Consider the following 25,884-nt stretch of genomic DNA (forward strand, 5'->3'; position numbering starts at 1 on the left):
CGTACGACGGGGAGGGGCCGGAGCCGTACTCTTGCCGGGGTACGACCGACCGGCTGAAGGGACTCTCAGGTGGGTGCAGTCAAGGCAGCCAAGGGCAAGCGGATGCCCCGGGCCGTACGCGAGCAGCAGATGATGGACGCTGCCGTACGGACCTTCGGACAGCGCGGGTACCGGGCCGCCTCGATGGACGAGATCGCCGAACTGGCAGGCGTGTCCAAGCCCCTGGTCTATCTGTATCTGAATTCCAAGGAAGAGCTCTTCACCGCCTGCATACGGCGCGAGGCGAAGTCGCTCGTCGACGCGGTGCAGACCGGGGTCGACCCCGACGACCCGGCCGACCGGCAACTGTGGCACGGGCTGGGCGCCTTCTTCGAGCACACCGCGGGGCATCCGGACGGCTGGAACATCCTGCACCGCCAGGCCCGCACGCACGGTGAGCCGTTCGCCGCCGAAGTCGGCGCCATGCGGGACGAGATCACGAAGTTCGTGACCGGCCTGATCGGCGCGGCGCACCGCGAGGCACACCGCGACCCGGCCCTTCCCGACCGTGATGTGGCCGGTCTGGCACAGGCGCTGGTCGGCGCCGCGGAGTCGCTGGCCGGGTGGGCGAACGAGACCCCCGGCGTCTCGGCGAAGGAAGCCGCTTCGACGCTGATGAACTTCGCGTGGGCGGGCCTGGAGAACCTCATGAACGGGGAGCGCTGGGTGCCGTCACCTCGCCCGTGAGGTGGATCCGCTCCGCCCCTTCCCGGCCCCGGCTGAGGAGACGGAAGGTGCCCGCCCCGGGGTCGGCGGTGTACGTCACCGTTCCCGGCAGCAGGACCGGCGCCCTGAACCCGATCCGTACCCGTACGGCGTCCGGGGTCCCGGCCTCCGCCAGACAGCGGGCGGCCGTCCACATGCCGTGCGCGATGGCGCGGGGGAAGCCGAAGAGCCTCGCGGTCAGCGGGGAGAGGTGGATCGGGTTGCGGTCCCCGGACGCGGCGCCGTAGCGGCGGCCCAGACCGGCGGGCAGCTCCCAGGTGGCTGTCGCGGTGGCGGTCCCGATGGAGGTTCCGGTGGCGGTCCCGGTGGTTGCGGCCGTGTCGACGGTGGCGTCGTCGTCCGTACGGTGGGGCTGAGCGTCGTCCGTACGCTGTGATCGCGCGTCGTCCGTACGGACCTCCGGGTGCGCCTCGGACGTCCGGTGCCGGGCCAGATACCTACTCCGCGACTCCCAGACCAGCTCGCCCGCGAGCCGCGCCTCCGTCACCATGACGACCTCGGTGCCGCGCCGGTGCGGCCTCAACCCGTCCGCGTACACGCTCAGTTCGGGCGCGTGGTCCGCCGGCAGGGCGCGGTGCCGGGTGATCTCGATGCCGGTGTGCACGAGACCGAGGACCGGCAGCGGGAAGGCCCGCGCGGTCATCAGCCGCATGGCCGCCGGGAAGCCGAGAACATGCGGATACGTGAGGGGGAGCGGGCCGGTCCGGTCGAAGCCGCAGATCTGGGCGTACGCGGCGAGACGCCCGGGGTGGATCCGCGCTCCGGGAAGCGTCAACCTGCCTGCGGGCAACGGCGCATCGGCCGACACGGCAGGCTTGAAGGGCGAGGTCAGCGCGCCACGCACCATGGTGGTCAGCAGGCCGGCGGGGTGCGGGGGACGGTCGCTCATGGTCCAGGCTCCCTGATCCGTACGGTATTTACTCCAGGGTAAGATTACCTGGGGGTCAGGTGCTGGTCGATGTCGCCGCCGATCGGCGCCGCACCGGCCGGGGGCTGATTGCTTGTGCGCCGCGTGATCGGGCGGTGTGGGCCCCATGAGGGTCGAGTTGAACCCCCTGCCCGCTGGAGCGCCAACTGTTAGCCTGGCCAGTCGATCTGGGCGGTCGGTTGGCAAGGGGGATGCACAGTGGGACGACCGGAGGACCCGGCAGGGGAGACGCCGGAACAGTTGAAGAAACGGGCGGAGGATCTGCGGGCCTGTGCCCGAAAGGCCCGCGCGCTCGCCAACAGACTCGGGCCCCATCTGGACGGTGCTGCGAAGAAGGCCCAGCAGTCCGATCCTCCGATATGGCAGGGGCCGTTTGCCACCGACTCGACGAGGCAGATCGTGAACCGCAGCCGCACGTTGGGTCAGATGGCATCCGCGCTCATGCACGATGCCGGCCGTTGGGACGTCGAGGCGGACCGACTCGACGATCAGATGAAGGCGGCCTTGGCCAAGCAGAAGACTGGACCGGGCCATTGACCGGATTCCGTGGCTTCGACACCGCCGAGATCGGCGCACTCGCTTCCAGCCTGCGAAAGTTGGGCGGCGACGCAAGGGGGCTGCACCGGGACCTGGCTCTCGTCCTCACCGAGGCGTCCCAGCTCATGAACGGAAAGCCGGCCACGACCGACCCGCTCCTGGAGCCTCTTGTCGGCCAGGTCTTTGTCCTGCCTTCGTTCTTCGGCGGGCCCGCCCACATGCCCGGGGTGCTCGACGGCGAGCTCGGGGACATGGCCGGTTCGATGGATCGCCGCAGCAAGCAGCTCGAAGAATGCAAGGTCCTGATCGAGCACGGCTACTCGATCGACCCGGCCCTCCTCTTCGCGGACGAGGCCGCTGCCGACGAGCAGCACATCAACGACGCCCTGGAACAGATCAAGGAACTCGACGGTAAGGACTTCGGCACCAACGGCAACCGTGACGACCTGAGGAAGGTCGAGAGGATGCTGGATGGAATGACCGCTGCCGAACTGGATGCCTTCTTCGACCGTGTTCCCGAGGCAGACCTGAAGCGTTACAACGACCTGATCGGCAACACGAGTGACAGCGGCTGGAAATGGTGGGACGAGAACGGCCTGCCCGAGGGTGAGCGCCGCGATCACCTCAGCGGGATCCTCGCGAAACTCGGCCCCGAGCACTGGGCCAAGGCGCAGGCTGCCTTTCCGGGGACGCAACCGGGATTCGACACCACGGACGCATACCTGGATGGCAAGAACTCGCAGTCCGGGGCGGATGCGAAGGGCATGCACTGGGGTATCCCGTCCGATCCCCTCTTCGCCCCGGGCTCCGACGGGCAGGACATCACGGCTGCGGACATCAACCAGGGGCGCTTCGGTGACTGCTGGTACATCGCGTCGCTCACTTCGACAGCACAGGTGAATCCCCAGTTCATCCGTGACGGGATCAAGCAGAATCCCAATGGCACCGTCAACGTTCGCATCTGGGACAAGGACGGCAACCAGCGGTGGGTCACCGTGACCCCGGACGTGCCGCTGGACAAGGACGGCAATCCGCTGTCTGCTCATGCCAAGGGAGCCATGTGGCCTGCCTATTACGAGAAGGCGTTCGCTCTGGTCTACGGGGGCGACAAGGGCGGTGCTCCGGACGACCATCTGGGCGACAAGCGCTACGACCGTACGGAGCACGGGACATACGGTGCGATCGAATGGGACTTCAACGAGAAAGCCCCTCCCTACGTCACCGGCCACAACTCCAAAGGAATTGACAACAGTGTCGACTCCGTGCAGAAAAGCTTCGAGTCCGGGCACCCGGTCATCGTCAGCACGGGCAGTGGCGACGATGTGAACAAGAAGGGCCAGCAGAACTGGGGAACGTCTTTCTCGACCCGCCACGTCTACTTTGTCAAGGGGTTCCAGAACGGCAACATCGTGCTTGGCAACCCGTGGGGCCCGCCTTACAAGGACATTGTGGCGAGCCCCGATCAGTACAAGGAGTTCTTCGGGAATCCGCAGGCTCTGGAGGTACCCACGTCATGAAGGCTGTCCGATTCGCCGCGGCCACCGGCTGTGTGCTTCTCGCGGTGGGCTGCGGCCCGTCCGGCAAGCAGGCGGCGTCCCCGTCGTCCTCCCGGACGTCCGCGACGCGCCCCGCGCCGGCCGTCGACAAGGGGCCGGTGTGTGCTGGTGACCGTGGGGCGAAGGGGATCCATGTGCTGCGTGGCGGTTCCGTCCAGCTGCCCGGTGGCGCCGGATCGGTCTTGTACCGGGAGGCGCGGTCGGACGGTTCGGCCCGTACCGCGGTCCTGACCAACGGGACGGGCCCCGGTGCGGCAGCGGCCGGGACCCGGGACTGGACCGTGAAGCCGGGCCAGGCCCTCACTGTCGGCCGGGCCTCGTTCACGGTCGCGCAGATCTGCACCTACCGCGTCGTCCTCACTCCGAAGGGTCAGAAGAACGTGACCTCGTCACCCCCACCCAGCTCCGAGGCCACTTGGCCGTCCCTGACCGACGGGCGCTTCCGTCTCAGGTGGCACATTCCGAACAATGAGTACAGCGGGCAGTACAGCGCGGTCGTGACGGAGATCAACCCCGGCCCGCGGGCGGACATCGGGATCGCGAGCCGGGACGGCGGGGACGCCTCCTACCCGGACGCCCGCGTGGGCGACACCCTCGAATTCGCCGGCCGGCTGTGGAAGGTGTCGGCCATCGAGGCCGGTGACGGGAGCCCGGCCGGGAGCAACCCGCACTCCGGGTACGTGGACCTCCAGCTGATCGGACCGGCCGGGGGCTGATCTGCCGCACCCGGCGGCCGGCCATGAGGTCCCCCCCCAGTGGCCGGGAGGGGGGGCGCCTCGCGTCCCTCGGCGACCGGGCGCCGCCTCAGGCCCCCAACAGGCTCTGCCCGCAGACCCGTACGACCTGGCCGTTGACGGCGCCCGACGCGGGGTGCGCGAACCAGGCCGTCGTCTCGGCCACATCGACCGGAAGGCCGCCCTGGCCCAGGGAGTTCAGCCGGCGGCCCGCCTCGCGGATGAAGAGCGGGAGGGTGGCCGTCATCTTCGTCTCGATGAAGCCGGGGGCCACGGCGTTGAGGGTGAGGCCCTGTTCCGCGAGCCGGGGCGCCAGTGACCGGACCAGGCCGATGATCCCGGCCTTGCTCGCCGCGTAGTTGGTCTGGCCGGTGTTCCCGCCGATCCCGGCGATCGACGCCGTCGCCACGATCCGCCCGCCCGGCCGCAGCGTGCCGGACTTCAGCAGGGCGTCCGTCGTCCGCAGCACGCTGTCCAGGTTCACGTCGAGCACGCTCGACCACCGCTCGGCGGGCATGTTGGCGAGGCGGCGGTCGCGGGTGATGCCCGCGTTGTGGACCAGGATGTCCAGGCCGTCGGGGAGTGCGGCGGCGATCCGGTCGGCCGCGTCGGGGGCGGTGATGTCCAGGGGCAGGGCCGTTCCGCCGAGCGAGTCGGCCGTACGGGTCAACTCGGCCCGTGACTCCGGGACATCGAGGCAGACGACCTTCGCCCCGTCCCGGGCCAGGGTCGCGGCCACCGAGGCGCCGATGCCGCGCGCCGAGCCGGTGACCAGCGCCGTACGCCCGGCGAGCGGCAGGTCCCCGTCGGCGGGCGTGACCGGTCCGGTGTCCGCGACCGGTCCGGCGTCCGCGACCGGTCCGGCGTCCGCGACCGGTCCGGCGTCCGCGGCGCCGCCGATCTCGATGACCTGGCCGCTGACGTACGCGGACCTCGGCGACAGCAGGAAGCGCAGGGTCGACTCGGCGGCCGTCGCGGACACGGTCCTGACCAGCTGTACGGTGCGGCCCCGTCCGATCTCCTTGCCCAGCGACCGTACGAAGCCTTCGAGTGCCTGCTGCGCCGCGGCCTGGTGGTGGTCGGAGCCGGAGAGCGGCGCGCCCAGCACCACCACCCGGCCGCCCGGCGCGACCGACCGTACGACGGGATGCAGCGTGCCGTGCACCTCCGCGAGACCGGTCACCGTGGCGACCCCCGTCGCGTCCAGCACCACACCCACGGGGCGTTCGGCCTCCGCGCCGACCTCCAGGCCGGTGCGGGCGAGCACCTCGGCCAGCCCGGGGAGCGGGGTTCCGGCGGTGGTCAGATGCAGCAACGGCCCTTCGAGGGACGGACGTTCGGCGGACCACCTGCGCAGCACGGCCGGTTGCGGAAGGCCGAGCCTGCGTGTCAGGAATCGGCCGGGTGCTGTGCTGGAGAAGTGCAGATAGCGATCGGCCATTGTCCGGACTCCTTGCGTCGTCGTAGATTTACTCCTGAGTAAGGTTACTCAAGGGTCAGGAGTTGGTCGAGATGAAGCCCCTCAAGGTCGCCGTGATCGGAGGCAGCCGCATCCCCTTCGCGCGCGCCGACGGCCCGTACGCGACCGCGTCCAACCAGGACATGCTGGCGGCCGCGCTGGACGGTCTGGTCGAGCGGTTCGGCCTGGAGGGCGAGCGGGTCGGCGAGTTCGTGGCGGGCGCGGTGCTCAAGCACAGCCGCGACTTCAACCTGGCCCGCGAGACGGTGCTCGGCTCACGGCTCGACCCGCGCACCCCGGCGTACGACATCCAACAGGCCTGCGGCACCGGCCTGCAGGCCGTCATCGCCGCTGCCAACAAGATCGCGCTCGGCGCCGTCGACTGTGCGATAGCCGGTGGGGCGGACACGGCGAGCGACGCGCCCCTCGGGGTCAACGACCAGCTCAGGAAGATCCTGCTGGAGGCGCGGCGGGCGAAGTCGGCCGGCGCGCGGCTCAAGGCGCTCGCACGGGTGCGCCCCCGGCACCTCGTCCCGGACATCCCGCGCAACTCCGAACCCCGCACCGGGCTCTCGATGGGTGAGCACGCGGCGCTCACCGCCCGAGCCTGGGGCGTCAGCCGCGAGGACCAGGACGTGCTGGCGGCGGCCAGCCACCAGCGGCTCGCCGCCGCTTACGAACGCGGCTTCCTCCAGGACCTGGTGGTGCCCTTCCGGGGCCTGGCCCGCGACCAGAATCTGCGTCCGGGCTCCACCGTCGGCGAACTCGCCAGGCTGAAGCCGGTGTTCGGCACCGGGGAGCCGGGTGCCACGATGACGGCCGGCAACTCGACCCCGCTCACGGACGGCGCGGCGACCGTGCTGCTCGCGAGCGAGGAGTGGGCGCGGGAGCGCGGGCTGGTGCCGCTGGCGTATCTGACGCTGTACGAGACCGCGGCGGTCGATTTCACCGGAGCGGGAGCCGGAGTGGGAGCCGGAGCCGGAGTGGGAGCGGAAGCGAGAGCGGGAGCGGGAGCGGGAGCGGGAGCCGGAGTGGGAGCCGAGGCCGGATCCGTAACTGGCTCTCGGCCAGGGTCCGGGTCCGCAGCCGACGCCGACCGGAACCGGACGGACGGCCTGCTGATGGCCCCCGCCCACGCCGTCCCGCGCATGCTGGAACGTTCCGGGCTGACCATCGCCGACTTCGACCTCTTCGAGGTCCACGAGGCCTTCGCCTCCCAGGTGCTGGCCACGCTGGCCGCCTGGGAGGAGCAGGGACTGGCCCCGGTCGACCGCGCGAAGCTCAACGTCGCGGGCTCCTCGCTCGCCACCGGGCATCCCTTCGCGGCGACCGGCGCCCGTATCGTCGCGACACTCGCCAAGCTGCTCTCGGAGCGGGACGCTCCGGGGCGGGGGCTGATCTCCATCTGCGCGGCGGGCGGACAGGGCGTCACCGCGGTGCTGGAAAGGCCCTGACGCCCGGCCCCTCCGGTATCTCGGCCCCTCCACCACTCCGCCCGCGCCGTCCCTTCCTCCGCACACCGTTCCTCCGCACCGTTCTCCGCCCGCCCCGGCACCCGACGTACCACGACATGAGGAGCCGCACGTGCCTGTGACCGTGTCCGTACAGCAGTGGGAACCGCACAAGCGACGCGTGGACGGGAGGGTGCGGGAAGTCTCCGTACCGCCGCTCGTCCACCCCGTCGAGCAGGGTTCGCTCGCGGACATCCCCTTCGACAACGCGCACCAGGCGCCCGAAGAGGCTGTCCTCAGCAGGAAGCAGCCGGACGGCAGTTGGGCCGATGTCTCGGCCCTGGACTTCGCCTACGAGGTGCAGGCCGTGGCGAAGGGCCTGATCGCCGAGGGGCTGCGGGCCGGGGACCGGATCGCGATCATGGCCCGGACCACCTACGAGTGGACGCTCCTCGACTTCGCGGCCTGGGCCGCCGGCCTGGTCACCGTCCCCGTCTACCCGACGTCGTCCGCCTTCCAGGCCCGCTGGATACTCCAGGACTCGGGCGCGGTCGCCTGCGCCGTGGAGGACAAGGAGCAGGCCAGGCTGATCAGTGCCGAGCGCCGCCAACTGCCGGGCCTGGTACACCTGTGGGAGTTCGACACGGGCGCGGTGGCACTGCTGAAGCGGGCGGGCCGGGACATACCCGACCAGGCCGTCGCCGACCGTCGGGCCACCCGCTCGCCGTCCTCCGTCGCCACACTGATCTACACCTCGGGTACCACGGGCCGTCCCAAGGGCTGCGTCCTCACGCACGGGAACTTCTTCGCCGAGGTGGACAACGCGATCGAACTGCTGCACCCGGTCTTCAAGTCCGTGAGCACGGACCCGGCGTCGACGCTGCTCTTCCTGCCGCTGTCGCACGTCTTCGGCCGGATGGTGGCGATCGGCTGCATGCGGGCGCGGGTCCGCCTCGGCCACGCCCCCAGCATCCGTACGGAGGACCTCCTCACCGACCTGGCGGGCTTCCGGCCGACGTTCCTGCTGGCGATCCCGTACGTCCTGGAGAAGGTCTACAACACGGGCCGGGCCACCGCCGAGCAGATGGGCCGGGCCTCGTCCTTCGACCGCGCGGCGCGGATCGCCCAGCGGTACGGGGAAGCGCTGGAGGCCGTCGAACACGGCACCGGATCCGGCCCCGGCCTCGGCCTGCGGATGGCGCACGCCGTGTACGACCCGCTGGTCTACCGGCGGATCCGGGCGGCACTCGGCGGCAGGGTGAAGTACGCGATCTGCGGCGGCTCCCCGCTCGGCCACCGGCTCGCCGCGTTCTACGCGGGCGCGGGCATCGAGATCTTCGAGGGGTACGGCCTGACGGAGACGACAGCCGCCGCGACGGTCACACCCCCGCTGAGGCCCCGTCTGGGAACGGTCGGCTGGCCGCTGCCGGGCACGGCGGTACGGATCGCGGACGACGGCGAAGTGCTGCTCAGCGGCGGCCAGGTCTTCAGCGGCTACTGGAACGCGGAGCAGCAGAGGGCGGGGAACGGGAACGGGCCGGGGGTCGCGCGGGGCCAGTGGTTCGCGACGGGCGACGTGGGCGCGCTCGACGAGGACGGCTACCTCACGATCACCGGCCGCAAGAAGGACATCATCATCACGTCGGGCGGCAAGAACGTGGCCCCGGCGCCGTTGGAGGACTGGCTGCGGGCGCATCCGCTGGTGGGCCAGTGCATGGTCGTGGGCGACAACCGGCCGTACGTGACCGCGCTGATCACCCTGGAGCCGGACGGGCTCGCCCACTGGCGCCGGATGCGGAAGAAGACCGAACTGCCGATACGGGAACTCGTCCAGGACGAGGAACTGCGGGACACGTTGCAGCGGGCGGTGGACGAGGCGAACCGGCTGGTGTCCCGGGCCGAGTCCATCCGCCGGTTCGCCGTTCTGCCGGTGGACTTCACGGAGGAGAACGGCCATCTGACGCCTTCGCTCAAGGTGAAACGGGCGGCGATAGCGAAGGATTTCGAGCGGGAGATCGAAGGGCTCTACAGCTGAGAAGGCGAAAGGCCGGATCCCGAACCAGTAGGCCCGAACAAGCAAGACTGAACAAGCAGGCCCGAACAAGCAGGCCCGAACAAGCAGGCCCGAACCAGCAAGACCGAACCAGCAGGACCGGCCCGGAAAGGCAGGCGGGCGGAAAGCAGGCCGGACAAGCCAGGTTCGGAAAGGCAGGCCGGAGAAGGCAGGCCCGGAAAGGCAGGAGCCCCGTTCCTTGTGGAACGGGGCTCCTTGGGTGGTGCTATCCCGACCGCGATCGATCGGCCCGGGCAACTAGGCCGGGATGACGTTCTCCGCCTGCGGACCCTTGGGGCCCTGCGTGACGTCGAAGGTCACTTGCTGGTTCTCCTCGAGCGAGCGGAAACCAGACGCGTTGATCGCGGAATAGTGGACGAAGACATCCGGGCCGCCGCCGTCCTGGGCGATGAAGCCGAAGCCCTTTTCAGCGTTGAACCACTTGACGGTTCCGGTAGCCATAAGCCCTCCTTGGGCCAAAGGGTTGCCCTGCTCCAGAACCTGCTAAGAAGTCTGAAAACTACAAAAGCCTGCGGGTTACATGCTCCGCAGGCTCTGTACTGCAAGGGAAACCAAACTGCAACTTGCGATCGAGCCTAGCATGCGCCCACGCGCCCGCGATAGAGGCGAAGATCACTTCACCCGGACGTTTGGAAGCGGCGCGTCAGGCTGACGGACCACCCTGCGTACTGCACCGTACAACGCGGGTCTAGCCTCACGATGTGGACAATTCATACGCCGAAAACGCCGCCGCATCCGCCACCGGGAACACCTCCCCGGACGCCGCCGGAGCCGATCACCGTCGCAGCCGGCCGCGCGTCGGGCACATCCAGTTCCTGAACTGTCTCCCGCTCTACTGGGGGCTGGCCCGCACCGGCACGCTCATCGATCTCGAGCTCACCAAGGACACCCCGGAGAAGCTCAGCGAACAGCTGGTCCGGGGCGACCTCGACATCGGCCCGATCACTCTGGTCGAGTTCCTCAAGAACGCCGACGACCTGATCGCCTTCCCCGACCTCGCGGTCGGCTGCGACGGCCCCGTGATGTCCTGCGTGATCGTGTCCAAGAAGCCGCTGGAGCAGCTCGACGGGGCGCGGGTGGCGCTCGGTTCGACCTCGCGTACGTCCGTACGGCTGGCGCAGCTCCTGCTCGCCGAGCGGTACGAGGTCACGCCCGACTACTACCGGTGCCCGCCCGACCTCGGCGTGATGATGCAGGAGGCGGACGCGGCCGTCCTGATCGGGGACGCGGCGCTCCGGGCGTCGCTGCACGACGCCCCGAAGCTCGGCCTGCAGGTCCACGACCTGGGGCAGATGTGGAAGGAGTGGACGGGGCTGCCGTTCGTCTTCGCGGTCTGGGCGGCGCGGAAGGACTACGCGGCCCGCGAGCCGGAGCTGGTCGAAGAGGTCCACCGGGCGTTCCTGGAGTCGCGCGACGTGTCGCTGGAAGAGGTAGCCAAGGTTGCCGAGCAGGCCTCGCACTGGGAGGTCTTCGACGCGGAACTGCTGGAGCGGTACTTCACCACCCTGGACTTCCGCTTCGGCGCGGCCCAGCTCGAAGGGGTCAGGGAATTCGCCGGACGGGTCGGCTCCACGACGGGCTTCCCCTCGGACGTGAAGGTCGAACTGCTCGGCAGCTGAGGCCGGTTGGGTGCGCGCGCCCACCGCTTCGACTGGTCGGGCTGCGGAAGCGCGGCGCTCCGCGCGGGGCGGCAGGGGGAGGGCGCATGCGGCCGTTGGAAGTCGGCGATCCGCGGACCATCGGCGCCTACCGGCTGCTCGGCAGGCTGGGCGCGGGCGGGATGGGCCGCATCCATCTCGGGCGCAGCGCCGGTGGCCGTACGGTCGCGGTCAAGGTCGTGCACCCGCACTTCGCGCTCGGCGAGCTGCCCGAGCCGTCGGCCGTGTCCGCCGTCCCGAAGACCTTCATCGGCAGCCGGCAAGGACAACTCGCCCAGGGCGACCGCGCGTCGGCGGTCCGGCTGACCGCGGTGTTCAGCGCGGGCGTTCCCGGCGACGACGTACTCCGTCTCCGTACGACGGTCACCGAGGGCCGGGCGGAGTGCCGGGCCGTCGGCCGCCTCGACCACGCCACCAGCACCGAACTGGCCCTCCAGGAACGGCCCGACCCCGATCCCGACCCCGACCCCGACCCCGACCCCGTGCACGCGCACGCCCCGGCCGGGCGATGCGCGGAGCGCCACGCCGTCATGACATTCACCCTGGAACCGGGTGGCACTTTGCGCCTGGTGCTGCGGGAACCGGCAGCGGGCAACCCGGAGGACGAGCTCAGCCGGCCCTGAGGCCGTCCCGTGCCGGGCGATCCGTGAGCCTGCCTCCCTCGGGTGCTGCCCCGTGGCCGCCGGTCGCCGGGACCGGTTCTCTACTGTGTCCGGGAGGACAACACGTAACAGCAGACATCAGTGGGGGAATATCTGTTATGGAACCTTTGCAGCCGGATGATCCACAAACGCTGGGAAACTACCGGCTGTTGGGGCAGCTCGGGGTCGGCGGCATGGGCCGTGTCTATCTGGCCCGCTCGCCCGGCGGCCGTACCGTCGCGGTGAAGGTCGTACGCCAGGACCTCGCCGCCGACCAGGCGTTCCGGCAGCGCTTCCGCCACGAGGTCGACATCGCCAGGGCGGTCTCGGGCCGGTACACCGCACCCGTGGTCGACGCCGACCCGGACGCGCCGTTGCCCTGGCTGGCCACGGCATACGTTCTCGGCCCGGACCTCACCGATGTCGTCGCCGCCCACGGCGCCCTCCCCGAACACACGGTGCGTGCGCTCGGGGCCGGGCTGGCTGCCGCACTGCAGGAGATACACGCCGCCGGGCTGATACACCGTGACCTCAAGCCGTCGAACGTGCTGCTCGCCGCGGACGGCCCGCGGGTCATCGACTTCGGCATCGCCCGTGCGGTGGACGGAAGTCGGCTGACCCAGACGGGAGTTGTGGTCGGCTCGCCCGGCTACATGCCCCCCGAGCAGGCGCTCGGCCGACCCGTCGACGGGTCGGGGGACGTCTTCTCCCTCGGCGCCGTCCTCGCCTTCGCCGCCACCGGCCGTAACGTCTTCGGCGACTCTGCCGCCCCGGCGGCCCTGCTCTACCAGGTGGTCCACGAGGCACCGGACCTGACCGGCACCCCCCAGATGCTGACCGGCCTGATCCGCGCCTGTCTGGCCAAGGACCCGGCGCAGCGCCCGAGCCCCGCGGAGATCCTCCAGTCGCTGGCCCTCGACGGCACCGGCGCGGTCCTGGCGGACTGGCTCCCCTCCTCGGTCTCCTCCACGATCGCGACGCACGCCTCGCGCATCCTGGACCTGGAGACCCCGGCATCCGGCAACACCCCGGTGACCGTCCCGGCCCCGGCAGCCCCGGTCTCCCAGGGATTCGGCCCGGCCCCCACAACCCTGAACACCCCTGGAGCAACTGCCGTACCCGTACCCGCGACCCCGTCCCGCCGCCGCTTCCTGGGCATCGCGGGCGGCGCGGCGGGCGTGGCGGTGGTGGGGGGCGGCGCGGCGTGGCTACTCACGCGCGACAACGAGAAGTCCACGTCGGCATCCGACGCGAAGTCGAAGAAGAAGCGCACCCAGCCCGTGCCCGAGATCTTCACCACCCCGCCGAACGGGGTGGCCCCGCAGCCGCTCTGGCACAAGACCCCCGGCAATGACAATCTCAACTACGGAATCCCTCCGCTCGTCATGGGAGACCTCGTGGTGATCAGTGGCGATCAGGTGCAGGGCTTCGACTTGAAGTCAGGTGCCCGAAGGTGGAAGACCGTAGAGCTGGAGACGACAGCCAGCGCTGGAAAGATAGTCGCCTCAGGTGGGATGTTCTTCTGCGGCAGCGGGAACTACGACGGCGCACTCGTCGGTATAGACGCGAAGACCGGCAAGGAGTCGTGGCGCACCCGCCTTGCGGGCAACCTGAACGCCAAAGCCCCCCTCGGAGCTGACGACAAGCGGATCTACGGCATCGCGGAGATCCAGGACGGCGACAGCACGAAGAACCTCACCGCGATCGTGGCCATTGACATCGGGACCCGCAAACTCGCCTGGCAGCAACCGCGGGACGAGGGAACGGAGGGCTACGGATTCGAGCTGACGGTTGTCAGCGGCTGTCTCGTCTACACGGACGGACGTAAGAACCTGACCGTACGCGACAGTGCCAAGGGCACACAGCTGTGGAGCAAGAAGGTAGGTGACGGTGCGACAGCGAACAAGGTCGCTGTGCATCAGAACACCGTTATGGTCAGTGGCAAGACGATGCGTGCCTTCGACCTCAAGTCCGGCGATCTGCTCTGGACGCTGCCACCTAATGGGCGCAGAGGGTTCGAGCCCCCGTTCATTTTCGACGGCGTGGCGTATGCCTTCGACTACGACAGCGGGGTCTGGGCAATCAACACTAAGACCGGCAAGAAGATATGGATGAGCTCCGACCTCGACCGCAAGCCCTTCTCGGACAATCTGGTGAAGGTCGGCCACACTCTGTACGCAGGCTCGTTCTTCGAGAGCGGCGGTATCTATGCCATCAACGCGAATACGGGCGCTCTGCGCTGGACGTATAACGACGGTCGCAGCCTGGACGACAGCTGGCGCGTCGCAACAGCGGGCAACCGGCTCGTGGCCGCACATGGCGACGAGTTGTACGCCCTGCCAACGGTGTAGTCGTGGGACCGAGGCCATGCGGCGTATGCCCACAGCAGGACGACGTCAGTCAGGACAAAGGGTCTCTTGGTGTATTTCCCGCTCGGGCCGGGGTTTCCGAAGGGAACTGGCCCGGATAGCCTCGCTTGGCGCAGGTTCAGGTTTGGGGCCCTCAGGGCCAACGGGGAGGTACGCATCCCATGCGGGTGACGGTCACGGTGGTTCAACAAGGGGCAGAGGAACGAGATGTGCTGCTGGCGGTGGACGACAACACCACGGCAGCCGACGTGGCAACAGCGCTGCACCCGGCATCGGCCGTTGCTGCAGGCAGGTCAGTGGTGCCGCTCTTCCCCGGCACCGCCGGCCGGCCGGGTTCTCTCAACCTGTGGGCTGACGGCAATCGTTGCGATCCGGCAATGCCTGCCGCAGAATTCCTTCGCGACGGAATGCGGGTGTCCATCGATGACACCGTCGGCCCGAATCTGCGTAAGGGAGAGCCGACCGGGCGGTACGAGCTCAGGGTGACGGGAGGCCCAGGGGCCGGCCGCGTAGCGCGTCTCTCCCTCGGTACCTCCACGGTGGGTTCGGGCCACACCTGCACCGTCTCCGTTCCCGACTCCCGTATGCCGGTAACCGCCCTGACTGTGAGCGTGAATGCGACTGGCGAGGTCCGGTTCGCTCCGCACCCGGGTGTGAGTGTCATGCTGGACGGCGCCCAGGTGGAAGGCGAACACAGCTGGACTGTCGGCGCACTCATCAAGATCGGCTCCACGCTCCTCACACTCGATGAACCGGTGCAACCGGACGCCCATCTCTCGCCGATGGGGGAGGGCGGCCTTGCCTACAACCGGCCACCCCGCCTGTCCTCGCTCCCCGCCAGATCCCGGCTGGTTGTCCCACAGCCCCCGGCCAAGGGTGAGGGCGCCAGGTTCCAATTGATCGCCTCGCTCACCCCGGCTGTCTTCGGCCTGGTCATGTATTTCGTGATGGGGCGGCAGGTCTACATGCTGCTCTTCTGTCTCATGACTCCGATCATGATGGTCGGACAGTGGGCGAGTGAATCGCGTGAGGGCAAGAAGAAGCACCGCAACTCGATGAAGGCGTACAAGAAGGAGAAGGCCGAGCACGACGAGGAGCTCGAACGGCTCAGCGCCGCTGATCAACGCGCCCGCCGTGATGCCCATCCGGACGCAGCGCAGATCCTGCTGTTCGCCACTGGCCCACGCCGACGGCTGTGGGAGCGCCGCATTACGGACCCTGACGCGCTGTTGCTGAGGGTCGGTGTCGCCGACCTTCCGGCTGACATCGAACTGGTCCAGGGCAAGGGAGCCGATCACGACGCCGACCCGCCGGTGCCTCCACAGGTCGCGGACGTACCGGTAACGCTGCCGGTCAACGAAATCGGTGTCGTGGGCCTTGCAGGCCCGCGATCTCGCGCGCTGACCACCGCTTCTTGGCTCGCAGCGCAGGCCGCCGTGCTGCACAGTCCCCGAGACCTGTCGATGGTCGTGCTGTCATCCGCACCCGACGCGGACCAGGCGTGGAACTGGGCGCACTGGCTGCCGCACGCCGCTCCTCAACTCGGACAGGATTGCGTTGCTCTCGTCGGTGCCGATCACGACACCGTGGCGCGCCGGGTCAACGAGTTGCTCACCGAACTGAACCGCCGGAAGGGCGCCAAGGCCAACGGCGGTTTCGGCAAGCCCCTGCGTCCTGATCCGTTCGTCCTGCTGATCCTGGATGGAGCGCGTCTCCTGCGCCGGATCCCGGGTGTTCCGCAGTTGCTCCAAGAAGGCCCGCTCTACGGGATGTTCGCACTCTGTCTCGACGAGGACGAGCGACTGTTGCCGGAGGAGTGCCGTGTCGCGATCTGCTGGCCGCCCGGTTCTGAAGACCACCTGTATCTGCGAGGCGGAGGTACCGAAGCCATCGGTGATGTGCTGGCCGACCAGGTGTCTCCGGCTTGGTGCCAGCTTGTCGCGCGATCTCTCGCACCCGTACGGGATGTGAGCCGCGACGATGCCGACAGCATGCTGCCCACCTCCGCCCGACTGCTCAGCCTGCTGAGCATGCCGGACCCGACCGGCGTGGACATCGCCCGAATCTGGATGGCCGACGGATCCACCACCCGGGTGCCCATCGGCCTGGGCGCTGAAGGTCCGTTCTACCTGGACATCAGAAGTGACGGTCCACATGCCCTGGTTGCCGGAACGACGGGCGCCGGAAAGTCCGAGCTACTGCAAACGATCATCACCTCCCTCGCGGTGGCCAACACCCCCGAGGCTCTGAACTTCGTCCTCATCGACTACAAGGGGGGCAGCGCTTTCCAGGACTGTGCCCGTCTCCCCCATACCGTCGGCATGGTCAGCGACCTGGACGCCCATCTGACCGAGCGTGCACTGGCTTCGCTCGCCGCGGAACTACACCGACGCGAGACGATTCTCTTCAATGCTGCCACCAAGGACATTGAGGACTACAACGACACCCGTAAGCTTCAGCCCTCGCTGGAGCCGATGCCCCGACTTGTCCTGATTATTGACGAGTTCGCCTCACTCGTCGCGGAACTGCCCGACTTCGTAGCGGGGCTTGTGGATATTGCACGTCGAGGACGTTCCCTCGGCGTGCACCTGATCCTCGCCACCCAGCGTCCGGCCGGTGTCGTCAGTGCCGACATCAGAGCGAACACCAACCTCCGCATTGCGCTTCGTGTCACTGACGCCAGCGAGTCCCAGGACGTCATCGACGCTCCGGACTCCGGCGCCATCGCCAAGTCCACGCCCGGCCGTTGCTACGTCCGCTCCGGTGCGCAGTCACTGATCGGGGTCCAGACGGCACGCATCGGTGGCCGCCGACCCGGTACCTCGACCGAGGCTCAGATCAGCGCCATCCCACTGGTCTGGACCGCAGTCGGCAGGCCGGTGCCGAGAGCTTCGGCCGACGGGGACGACGACGGCACTCTCACTACCGACCTTGCCGTCCTGGTGGATGCAATCAGCGAGGGCGCCGAGAAGCTCGGCCTCGACAAGCCCCGAAGCCCATGGTTGCCGCCGCTGCCTGATCTGGCGGTCGTCGATGAGATGCCGCGGCCCGCACCGCCCACGCACGGAGACGTCCCGCCCGCCGTTTTCGGCGTCACCGACGTTCCGTCCCAGCAGGCGCGTGCCCCGCTTGCCCTTGACCTCGTCGACGGGGAAAACCTTCTTCTCATCGGCGGGCCGCGTTCCGGGCGCTCCACGGCTCTCCGTACGATTGCGGCTTCCCTGGCCTCGACCACCTCACCGAGCGATGTGCACATCTACGGTGTCGACTGCGGCAACAACGCGCTCCTGCCGCTCTCCTCGCTGCCTCACTGCGGTGCCATCGTCACCCGTGAACAGGTCGACCGGCTCAGCCGCCTACTGGGACGTATCCACGCCGAGGTATCGCGGCGACAGCAGTTCCTCGCGCTTCAGGGGGTCTCCAGCGCCGCCGAACAACGGGCTACCTGCTCGGACAGCGGCGATCGGTTGCCATGGATGGTCCTTTTGCTGGATGGCTGGGAAGGGTACAAGGACGCCTTCGAGTCCTACGACTACGGCAAACTCGTCGAGTCCATGGTGCGTCTCTTCCGAGAAGGTGCCTCCGTGGGTCTCCGGGTAGTGATGACAGCGGACCGCAGCGGATTCTCCGGGATGGTGGCGTCCTCCTTCGGAGACCGATTGGTGATGCGGCTCGCCGACCCCAACGACTACTCCTCGGGAGGGCTGGCGGTCCGCGACGTCCCCAAGGACATGCCGAGCGGACGGGCCCTGCGGTCGGCTGAAGACGGCGTCCAGGAGAGCCAGATCGCGCTGCTCGCGCCCGAACCGTCCGGTCAGGCTCAGGTGCAGGTACTGCAACGGATCGGGCGTGAGGCCACGGCAGCACACGGCCGCCCGCCGCGTCATCTCCGCCCCATGCGCGTGGATGCGCTGCCCATGCGGGTCACCGCTCGGGAGGTACTCGCGCTCGACGAGGACTTCGCACCGCCGTCGCGGATGTGGGCCCTTCTGGGTGTGGGAGGCGACGAGCTGGCCCCCATGGGTGTGGACCTCGCCGAGTCCGGGCCAGGATTTGTTATCGCAGGACCACCGAAGTCCGGTCGTTCGACAACACTGGTCCTGGCGACCCGCTCCCTGCTGCGCAGTGGGCTGCCCGTCGTCCTGGTCACCCCGAAGCGTTCACCGCTACGCGACTTGGACGGCGAGCCGGGTGTGCTGGGTGTGCTGCAGGCAGGTGCGTCCGGGGAGGAGCTTCAGGAGCTGCTGGTGGGTGCCAACGGCGGACAGTTCGTGGTCGCCGTGGACGACGCCGAACTCTTGCATGACACCCCGCTAGGTGAGGCGCTGGAGGAGATCGTCCGTAGTGGTGTCGACGGTGAGCACGCCCTGATCGCTGCGGGCGCTGCGGACACGATGTCCTCGCAGTACCGCGGCTTCCTCGTTGAGTCGCGCCGCTCCCGCAACGGCTTGTTGCTGGCACCCACCGGTTCGGAGGGTGAGCTCTTCAGCATCCGGCTCCCGCGTACCGCCGGCGGTGGCCCGATCGGCCGAGGGCTGCTGGTCAGCGCAGGCGAGACCACCCCGATTCAGGTGGCCGCCGAAGGGTGATTTCGAAGCAGTGCTGCGCAAAGCGGCCCGGACCATCCAGAGGATGGTCCGGGCCGCTTCGCGCAAGGAGGACCGGGGGTCAGTGGTCACCCGTAGCCGCACCGATGTTGCCGTGGTGGGTCTTCGTCGCCTGCTGGGCGTCGTGAAGCAGGGTGACGAACTTGGTGAGACTCGGCTTCAGGCTCGCCCACTCGTGGCGGAAGTCATTGGCGAACTTGCCGGTCCAGTAGTCGTGGCTACCGCTGGTCGCACTGTCCAGGGCGGTAACAAGGCTGTGCAGAGTGTCGTGGTCCTTGCCGAACTTCTTCGACAGTTCGAGCAGCTTGGTGAGATCGGCACCGCTAAGGGTCATGGAAAGCCTCCCCGTATCACAGAAGTAGTCGGACGCCTCGTCCTGACTCGGACAGTAGCGTAGCTCGCCCGGTTGGGTGATTCACCCGCCAGGCTCACATCGTCACACGCTCCCCACGGCCCATCTGGTTCCACTTGACACCATTCAATGCGCTTCGTGTGGGCGCAAATTGAACGGAGCACCAAGGGCGCATCGTTGACGGCGCTTGTCGCACACCGAAAGCGGATGGTGCATACGTGCTTGCTGACTTCAAGCGTCTGATGGCGATCTCCGGGGGGATGACGTTTCTGGGGTCGACGGCTCGGGGCCGTGCGCGGCCCGAATCGGTGGTCAGGCGGCTGCTGGCTCGTTGAACGGGTCGGAATTCCTGGAGAACGAGCGTGTTGACGCCAACTCGCATGGAATACTGGGTAGTTACACCTCAGACGTCCAGTCCTGACGGCCTGTTTGGCGACTGCGCCCAGGACCTGCCGGATCAGCTGCCCGCGGATAGCTGGGGAGCAGTTGTGGCAGGACGCGACGGCGGTAACAGATCTCAGGGCCGCTGCAGCCAGAGTTCGCTGAAGCTGCCTCCACATCGTCGGGTCGTACTACGTTTCTCTTCGCCCACGGGCTGCCGATGGGTGAGTTGTCGGTTGAGGAGGGGCGGCGGAGCATCGTGGCATCGGCCGCTGGTGGTGTACGTCGTGACCTTGGGCTGGCGCTTCGACGGCGCCGCCTCTACTCGATGGATCACGCGGGGGGGGGTCTGGCAAAGAGCGGGAGCCAGGCTGCGTTGGCGTGGAAGTGTCCGGAGAGCAGGCGCGCGAGGGATGAGGCATTGCTGTCCGCGATGACCTGCTCGATCACGGAGTGGTGGCGGTGTTCCCGCTAACGTCAACCGCGCACATTCCCCGAATGCGGGATCCGCGAACGAAACCCCTCGTGTGGAGCGCACTTCAGTACCGTTCGCCCCGTACGCCACCCTTGACGCTGGCTTTGCCCATCACCGTGCCCTGGGGATCTACTGTTGACAGCTATTAGCCAACGGGCCTGCACCCGTTGGCTGATGAAGTCCATGAGGATGCTGAGATACGGGGAACGCGGTATGAGTGAGTTCGCGGGGGTCGATCCGCATCGGGTTCGGCTGTTGGCCGATCGCCTGAAGGATCTGGCGGACACGCTGGATCGTGAAGGGCCGAACATCAAGCAACGGTTCAACTCATGGCAGGGGACCGTCAACCAGGCAGTGCTCTCGCAGCAGACCACCCAGATACGGGCCGATGCCCGCGACATGGCGCGTCGCGCGGACGAGGCGCTGAACCTGCTGCACGGTCAGCGGATTACCAGCCCGAACGACCCGCACAAGAACTGGGCCACCATTCCCTGGGACGTCTCCACGATCGACACGTCCCGGGAGGCCCAGCAGGAGGCGCTCAACCTCAAGCAGGCAATGGACAACCCGAAGGATCCGTCCTCCCGTGCCACCATCACGGAGATCTCCCAGTCCCTGGCCGACCACCAGGACGACCCCGCCTATCTGCAGGCCTTCATGGCCCTTGGCGGCATGGACCAGGCGACGCGTGCGGCGCAGATCCTGCACAAGCAAGACGGGACGCACGACGGCGCCGTCCTGAACAAGGACTCCGAGGCGATCCTCGCCCGGTTCGGCCAGGGCGTGCAGGCGGCCACCTCACTCGCCGCGCAGGGCAAGATCCAGCTACCGCCAGGCGCCCTGACGAAGCTGACAAAGCCCGCAGGCAGCGACATGTGGTCGGTCGGCATGCTTTTCAAGTACGGACCCTCCGGCGACAAATGGGACCCGAAGGTGCTCTCCGACGTCGGCGGCGCGATGCTCGACTGGCGCAGCAAGACCGAGATGCGGCCCGCCTTCACAGGGCCCAGCATGTACTACCCCCTCGGCGCGTATGTCGGTGACGACGATGCCTGGTACACGTCGCTGGGCCTGCACATCGCTTACACCGACGACGGACACGACCCGTCCAACATCACGAGCATTGACGCCAACGATCCGTCCATCGCCCTGATGCAGCGCGTGAGTGAGAATCCGGACGCCTCACGGCTGATCCTCACCGGCCCGGACGGCGCGACTCACGCCAAGACTCTCGTTAGCTACAAATGGCACACCCCGGGCTCGTCCTTCGATGACGCCAAGTTCCCCGCCGCTGTCATCACTGCCGCGACGATGGACCGCGTGGGCCATCCGAAGGAATCGACGGAGGCCGCCTCGAACATCGTCAACGCAGGGGCGGCCGAATACGACCTGGAGAAGGACCGGAAGGACCTGGAGAAGGACAATTACGGGACTCCTACCAGGATCACCCACGCCCTATCCCAGGTCTTCTCAGCCTACGTGCCGGACTTCGCGTACTCGACCGACGGCAAGAACGGAGACGGGGCGTATGTGATTCAGCCGGGCCAAGACGGAACGTACATGCTCCACGCCAGCCGGGACACGATGAAGAAATTCTTCAGTGAGATCATGCAGACCCACGACGACGGTACCAACGTGGTGAATGCGATCAACGCCCAGGTCGCCATGACCTTCGCCCGCGGCTCGGACAGTCCGCAGGCCAAGGCGTTTCTGTCGAACCTCGCAGAATTGCGTGGTGAGGTGTCCGTGGCCGGACAGAAGGTAAAGTACGACCCGGCCGCCCAGACGGACGCGGACCACGCCAATGAGATCAAATGGCTCAACGTGGTCGGCGGTTTCGTCGCGAGCGTTCCCACCAACAACATTCCTGCGGACTTCGTGAAGGCTGCGATCTGGGGCGGGCTGCCCATCGCCAGTGCCGCCTTTTCCACGGACAACGCCTCCACCGTGGACAGCAACGCACAGGTCACCGTTTTCGACGACTACGCGCAGATGCGGGTCTCGATCGTGCAGGGCCTCGCGGGCTCGAACAAGATCCCGCCGCCGGCCAACCATCCCGAGTGGGCGAACGGTGACATCACCTTCCGACCAGGCACCAGCGACCAGAAGGAATTCGAAGGCTGGTGGACAGGCATCGCCCAGAGTCACCCCGAGATCGAGAATCTCTATAAGACCGATATGGGCAATGGATTCGACTTGGGTGCCGGCCGTTTCAATTCCAACTGATAACATGAATTTCCCGGAAAGGCGCTCCCCAATGAAGCAGCGTAGGTTGCTGACCGGCCTGGTCGTGGCCGTCCTCGTCGGCACGGCCGGTGCCTGTGACAGCGGGGGCGGCGGGACCGGCGACCAGTGGTCCGCGCCCGCCCCGGGCCAGGCTGCCGCGCTGCTCGACTTCTCGGAGGGCGGCCGCGATGCCGCCTTGCGGGATGTGGCGTTCTACGGTTTCGGCGGAGTCACCGCCCCGGGGGGCATGACGACCGGCCCGGACGGAAGCGTCTACGGTCTTGGAGACAAAGCGGTCCGGCTCAAGCCTGATCGGACGGTGTCGACGGTCGAGGGAGCCGCGAAGGCCGGCACCTCTACCTCCGGCTTGGTCGCCCTACCGGATGGCTCCCTGGTAGTCGGCGGCGCCGGGCAGGTGAAGAGGATCGCTCCGGACGGCACCGTGTCGGTGCTGGCCGGGGCTGCCGGTGCGGCCCGCACACCGGGTGCCCCCGTGCCCGCGTCGGTTCCCGCCGCCGGATTCCACTTCGCCGGGCCGAGCCCGTTCGGGGTCGGCCCCGACGGCACCATCCTGATCGGGGACCGGGACGTGCTGTGGGGGCTCAAGAACGGCACCCTCAAACAGCTCTATCGCACCACCGGGAAGAGCGCCGACGGCCAACTCCTCCAGATCGGACGGGACAGCGCAGTGGACGCGACCGGCACCGCCTACATCTCACCTGAGGTGCCCGACCGCTTCCCCGGACGTCTCAGCGACCTGCTGGCCGTCCGCGCCAACGGCAGCCTGAGCAAGCTCCAACTACCGGCGGCCATCGACGGGATGCCGGGGGCGCCCGCCGCCCTCAAGGTACGGTGGCTGACCGGCGACGGTGCGAACGGGATCTTCGCCCAGGTCTACGACGCGTCGGGCGACAACGGCGCGGTCCTGCATCTCCATTCCGGGAAAGCGGATGTCATCGCCCACGAGGCATCCGGCGTTGAATCCACGAAGCCCTGCCGTATCCCTCGGCCGGTGGCCGCACTACGACTTCCTTGCGCACTCCCCGAGGCCATGACCTATCGGTCGGGCAGCCTCATTCTTGGCGGCCTCGCGGACTACGTCCTGCAGATCCGCGTCACATGACGTCAATTGTTCGCATTCCGCCGCGTGAAGACGTGGGAAAGGAAACACCATGGGCGTCCCCGACGAGGACAAGCTCGGCACCCTCTGCCGCCAGGACATGAACAAGATCGAGACCTCGGTCACCGCTATCCGTACCGCAATAAATAACGTCAACGCTCTTATCGGCTGCGACACTTGGGTCGGAGCAGCGGCGGACAGGTGGGGCAATGACATCCAGGGTCGGATGGGCGCGCTGGGACGGCTCTTCGACTCCTATCCGGCGGAGGAGAATCGCCTGGTCACCGAAGCGCAGAAGAAGCAGGCCGAGATGAGCGCTCCGAAGCCCGCGAACTGACCGCACTGAGCAAGGTCGGCGGGCCCCGTATCCGTGCTCGAGGTAACACAGTGTCGGGGTCTTCCAGCTGTGTCTTCGGAACGGAACGCACCCTCGCCCGCGCACCGCAAGTTGGTCCGGATTAGCCATCTTTGCTCACTGATACGGGGTGGGAGGCGGGGAGGAGTGAATCTCCTTCCCCCCCCATACCTGCCTACTGGTTGAGGGAAGAAGCTCGGATCTCGAAGTCCGTATCTCGGCTCCCGAAGCTCGGCACCCAGGCCCGGCTCTCGAAGCTCGGCACTCACGCCCGGCTGCCGGCGCTTGGTCCTCGAACCCCGGTCCTCGAACCCCGGGCCCCGAGCTTCGGGAATGTGTGCGCGACTCCCGGTGGGACGGCTGCGGTCTTGGGTGAACCGGCCCATCCGGGTACACGCGCGGTTGCTGTTCCGGCAAAGAATGTTGTCGCCCGAGGCTCGGTGGTCACAGCCTGGTGCCAGGCCGAAGACCACCGAGGAGAATCAGGAGGGCCACACGATGACCACACGCGAAGGCGTCGGTACGGCACCGATCGGGGGCGACAGTGTGCCGCTGGGAAACCGCGTCCACCATGTTCGATCCGATGAGCTGGACGGCTACGCCGCGATCAGCGGCGGCACCGTCGGCTCGAAGAAGCTCTGGATGGGCCGGGTGGAGAACCCGCCGCTGAGCGCGACCGACGACCACCACCACGGTGAGTCGGAGGCGGGGATCTACGTGGTCAGCGGGCACCCCGTGTTCGTCTACCACGACGGCACGCAGGAGGTACGGATCGCGGCGGAACCCGGGGACTTCCTGCTCGTGCCTCCGTTCGTCCCGCACCGCGAGGAGAATCCCGACCCGGACGAGCCCGTGGTCGTCGTGATCGCACGGACCACACAGGAGCCGATCAAGGTGTCCGTGCCCGAGCTGTACCAGCTCAAGCCGGCAGAGACGCAGTAGGAAGCAAGAGGAAGGAGGCGCAAGGGCTCGGTTCGCAGCCGGGCCCTTGCGCCGGGTTAGCTCCCGTGGTGCGAGCCGGGGGACGGGATGGTTCGTGGTCGCGACTTGTCGCCGGGCTCAGGCGGCAGGTCGCGACCTCACAGCGATGGAGGGGAGGGAAGAGCATGGCTGCCAGGATCGCTGCACTGTCGTACTACCCCATCAAGGGGTGCGCCGGAGTCGTGGTGGACGATGCGATGTTGAGGTTCGCGGGAATTGCCCACGACCGGAGTTCATGGTCACCGATGCGGATGGTGTGTTCCGCAGCCGATGGCGCCTTCCGCGACTCGCGCTGATCTCTCCGGAGATCAGCGCTGACGGCCGACGCCTCACCTTGCACGGGCCCGGCATCGGTCGGCTCGCCATCGACGTGGACACCGCCGGCGCACGCCGGGACGTGGTGCTGTTCGGGACCCCGTACAAGGGCATCGACCAGGGCGACGAGGCGGCCGGATGGCTGTCGGAGTTCCTGGGTGCGCCGACCCGGCTGGTACGGGTGCCGCCGGAGCACGGCCGGGTGACCGATGGCCGGACGCCCGGCACCTCCGGCTACGCCGACAGTTGTGCCGTACACATTCTCTCCCGGTCCACTCTGGACCTGCTCAACGAACGGATGGCCGCACGGGGAGCCGCGCCGCTGCCCATGGACCGGTTTCGCCCGAACATCGTCATCGAGGGCTGGGGTGAGCCCCACGCCGAGGACCGGGTTCGACACGTCGTCCTGGGCGGGGCGGAGTTGAGCTACGCCAAGTTGGCCATCCGCTGTGTCGTCACGATGGTCGACCAGCGGACCGGCGCCAAGGCAGGCCCCGAACTGCTCCGCACGCTCGCCGACTACCGCCGGGCGGCCGGGGGAGGAGTCGCCTTCGGTACGAAGCTCGCTGTGCTCAGGCCCGGGAAGGTGTCCGTGGGCGACCAGGTGAGCGTCCCTGAGGCGGAGGGAGTCTGTGTCGCGCTGCCGGTTGGCAGGTCGTTCGCACATGCGGGTATTGGCTCGACAAGATCGCGTCCTTGTCCCTGTCGGCGGTCTTGGGCCAGTCGAAATCTGGGGAGTACTTGGAGAGGTTCGGCTCTTTGAGAGCTGTCCCGTAAAAAGCGCTTTGGGGCCACCTCGGTGTGCCTGACCTTGTGTGGCCCGCTCGTCCATCCGGCGACCGCAATCTTGCAAGTCTTCATGCGGGCGAAGGCATGCTCGATTCAGACGCTGGCCTGTTT

18 protein-coding genes and 1 pseudogene are annotated in these 25,884 nt (G+C 68.1%); 15 read left to right on the forward strand and 4 right to left on the reverse strand.

The features are described from left to right. Positions 1–102 precede the first annotated feature (102 nt). Complete coding sequence (locus NBY69_RS06940; protein WP_250299560.1) at positions 103–726, forward strand: TetR/AcrR family transcriptional regulator; 624 nt, start codon at positions 103–105, stop codon at positions 724–726. Here NBY69_RS06940 and NBY69_RS06945 read toward each other — a convergent pair. Continuing rightward, positions 686–1,654 carry a MaoC/PaaZ C-terminal domain-containing protein gene (locus tag NBY69_RS06945; RefSeq protein WP_250299014.1) on the reverse strand — a complete coding sequence of 323 codons (969 nt, stop codon included), beginning with the start codon at positions 1,652–1,654 and terminating at the stop codon, positions 686–688. The two genes, NBY69_RS06940 and NBY69_RS06945, sit on opposite strands and share 41 nt — an antisense overlap. A 237-nt stretch (positions 1,655–1,891) precedes the next feature. Here NBY69_RS06945 and NBY69_RS06950 point away from each other — a divergent pair, with 237 nt between their 5' ends. From NBY69_RS06950 to NBY69_RS06960, 3 genes are read left to right on the forward strand one after another with little or no spacing between them, the layout of a single operon-like run. Further along, on the forward strand, positions 1,892–2,230 hold the full coding sequence (locus tag NBY69_RS06950; RefSeq protein ID WP_250299016.1) for a hypothetical protein: 339 nt from the start codon (positions 1,892–1,894) through the stop codon (positions 2,228–2,230). A 59-nt stretch (positions 2,231–2,289) separates the two neighbouring features. Further along, positions 2,290–3,747: a C2 family cysteine protease gene (locus tag NBY69_RS06955; protein ID WP_250299018.1), complete on the forward strand. Its 1,458-nt coding sequence runs from the start codon at positions 2,290–2,292 to the stop codon at positions 3,745–3,747. After that, the gene (locus NBY69_RS06960; protein ID WP_250299022.1) at positions 3,744–4,502 is read left to right on the forward strand and encodes a hypothetical protein; all 759 of its coding nucleotides are present in this window, start codon (positions 3,744–3,746) and stop codon (positions 4,500–4,502) included. The genes NBY69_RS06955 and NBY69_RS06960 overlap by 4 nt, the downstream gene beginning before the upstream one ends. A gap of 88 nt (positions 4,503–4,590) precedes the next feature. Here NBY69_RS06960 and NBY69_RS06965 read toward each other — a convergent pair whose 3' ends face one another. After that, positions 4,591–5,961, reverse strand: coding sequence for a 3-oxoacyl-ACP reductase (locus tag NBY69_RS06965; protein WP_250299024.1), 1,371 nt, complete (start codon positions 5,959–5,961; stop codon positions 4,591–4,593). A 71-nt stretch (positions 5,962–6,032) separates the two neighbouring features. Here NBY69_RS06965 and NBY69_RS06970 point away from each other — a divergent pair, with 71 nt between their 5' ends. Continuing rightward, positions 6,033–7,433, forward strand: a complete 1,401-nt coding sequence (locus tag NBY69_RS06970) for an acetyl-CoA C-acyltransferase (RefSeq protein ID WP_250299026.1) — start codon at positions 6,033–6,035, stop codon at positions 7,431–7,433. Positions 7,434–7,563: 130 nt separating this feature from the next. Then, positions 7,564–9,465, forward strand: coding sequence for a long-chain fatty acid--CoA ligase (locus NBY69_RS06975; protein ID WP_250299028.1), 1,902 nt, complete (start codon positions 7,564–7,566; stop codon positions 9,463–9,465). A 276-nt stretch (positions 9,466–9,741) separates the two neighbouring features. Here the strand turns inward: NBY69_RS06975 and NBY69_RS06980 are convergent, their stop codons facing one another. Beyond that, positions 9,742–9,945 (reverse strand): cold-shock protein, encoded by a 204-nt coding sequence (locus NBY69_RS06980; protein ID WP_015610594.1) that lies wholly within the window; start codon positions 9,943–9,945, stop codon positions 9,742–9,744. A gap of 365 nt (positions 9,946–10,310) precedes the next feature. Here NBY69_RS06980 and NBY69_RS06985 point away from each other — a divergent pair, with 365 nt between their 5' ends. The 4 genes from NBY69_RS06985 (at position 10,311) to NBY69_RS07000 (ending at position 18,761) form a co-directional block, all read left to right on the forward strand. Beyond that, positions 10,311–11,123, forward strand: coding sequence for a menaquinone biosynthetic enzyme MqnA/MqnD family protein (locus NBY69_RS06985; RefSeq protein ID WP_250299561.1), 813 nt, complete (start codon positions 10,311–10,313; stop codon positions 11,121–11,123). Positions 11,124–11,209: 86 nt separating this feature from the next. Continuing rightward, a complete protein-coding gene (locus NBY69_RS06990; protein WP_250299588.1) occupies positions 11,210–11,785 on the forward strand; it encodes a hypothetical protein in 576 nt (191 codons plus the stop codon). Positions 11,786–11,922: 137 nt separating this feature from the next. Further along, entirely contained in the window at positions 11,923–14,154 is a 2,232-nt protein-coding gene (locus tag NBY69_RS06995) for a protein kinase domain-containing protein (protein WP_250299030.1), read from the forward strand. A 179-nt stretch (positions 14,155–14,333) separates the two neighbouring features. Beyond that, entirely contained in the window at positions 14,334–18,761 is a 4,428-nt protein-coding gene (locus tag NBY69_RS07000; protein ID WP_250299035.1) for an FtsK/SpoIIIE domain-containing protein, read from the forward strand. A gap of 79 nt (positions 18,762–18,840) precedes the next feature. On the opposite strand, the gene NBY69_RS07005 is transcribed toward NBY69_RS07000, so the two are convergent. Beyond that, positions 18,841–19,113 carry a WXG100 family type VII secretion target gene (locus tag NBY69_RS07005; protein ID WP_250299037.1) on the reverse strand — a complete coding sequence of 91 codons (273 nt, stop codon included), beginning with the start codon at positions 19,111–19,113 and terminating at the stop codon, positions 18,841–18,843. Between the two features lie 1,087 nt (positions 19,114–20,200). On the opposite strand from NBY69_RS07005, the gene NBY69_RS07010 reads away from it, so the two are divergent. The 5 genes and pseudogenes from NBY69_RS07010 to NBY69_RS07030 all read left to right on the forward strand — a co-directional run. Then, positions 20,201–22,213 (forward strand): hypothetical protein, encoded by a 2,013-nt coding sequence (locus NBY69_RS07010; RefSeq protein ID WP_250299039.1) that lies wholly within the window; start codon positions 20,201–20,203, stop codon positions 22,211–22,213. A 31-nt stretch (positions 22,214–22,244) separates the two neighbouring features. Continuing rightward, positions 22,245–23,336, forward strand: coding sequence for a hypothetical protein (locus tag NBY69_RS07015; protein ID WP_250299040.1), 1,092 nt, complete (start codon positions 22,245–22,247; stop codon positions 23,334–23,336). A 49-nt stretch (positions 23,337–23,385) separates the two neighbouring features. Then, complete coding sequence (locus tag NBY69_RS07020) at positions 23,386–23,670, forward strand: hypothetical protein (RefSeq protein ID WP_250299041.1); 285 nt, start codon at positions 23,386–23,388, stop codon at positions 23,668–23,670. Between the two features lie 516 nt (positions 23,671–24,186). After that, positions 24,187–24,630 carry a cupin domain-containing protein gene (locus NBY69_RS07025; RefSeq protein WP_250299042.1) on the forward strand — a complete coding sequence of 148 codons (444 nt, stop codon included), beginning with the start codon at positions 24,187–24,189 and terminating at the stop codon, positions 24,628–24,630. 164 nt (positions 24,631–24,794) lie between these two features. Continuing rightward, a pseudogene (locus NBY69_RS07030) lies at positions 24,795–25,597 on the forward strand (MOSC domain-containing protein); the annotation flags it as partial. Positions 25,598–25,884 lie beyond the last annotated feature (287 nt).

It is taken from the genome of Streptomyces sp. A 4/2, from assembly GCF_940670765.1.
GTDB lineage: Bacteria > Actinomycetota > Actinomycetes > Streptomycetales > Streptomycetaceae > Streptomyces.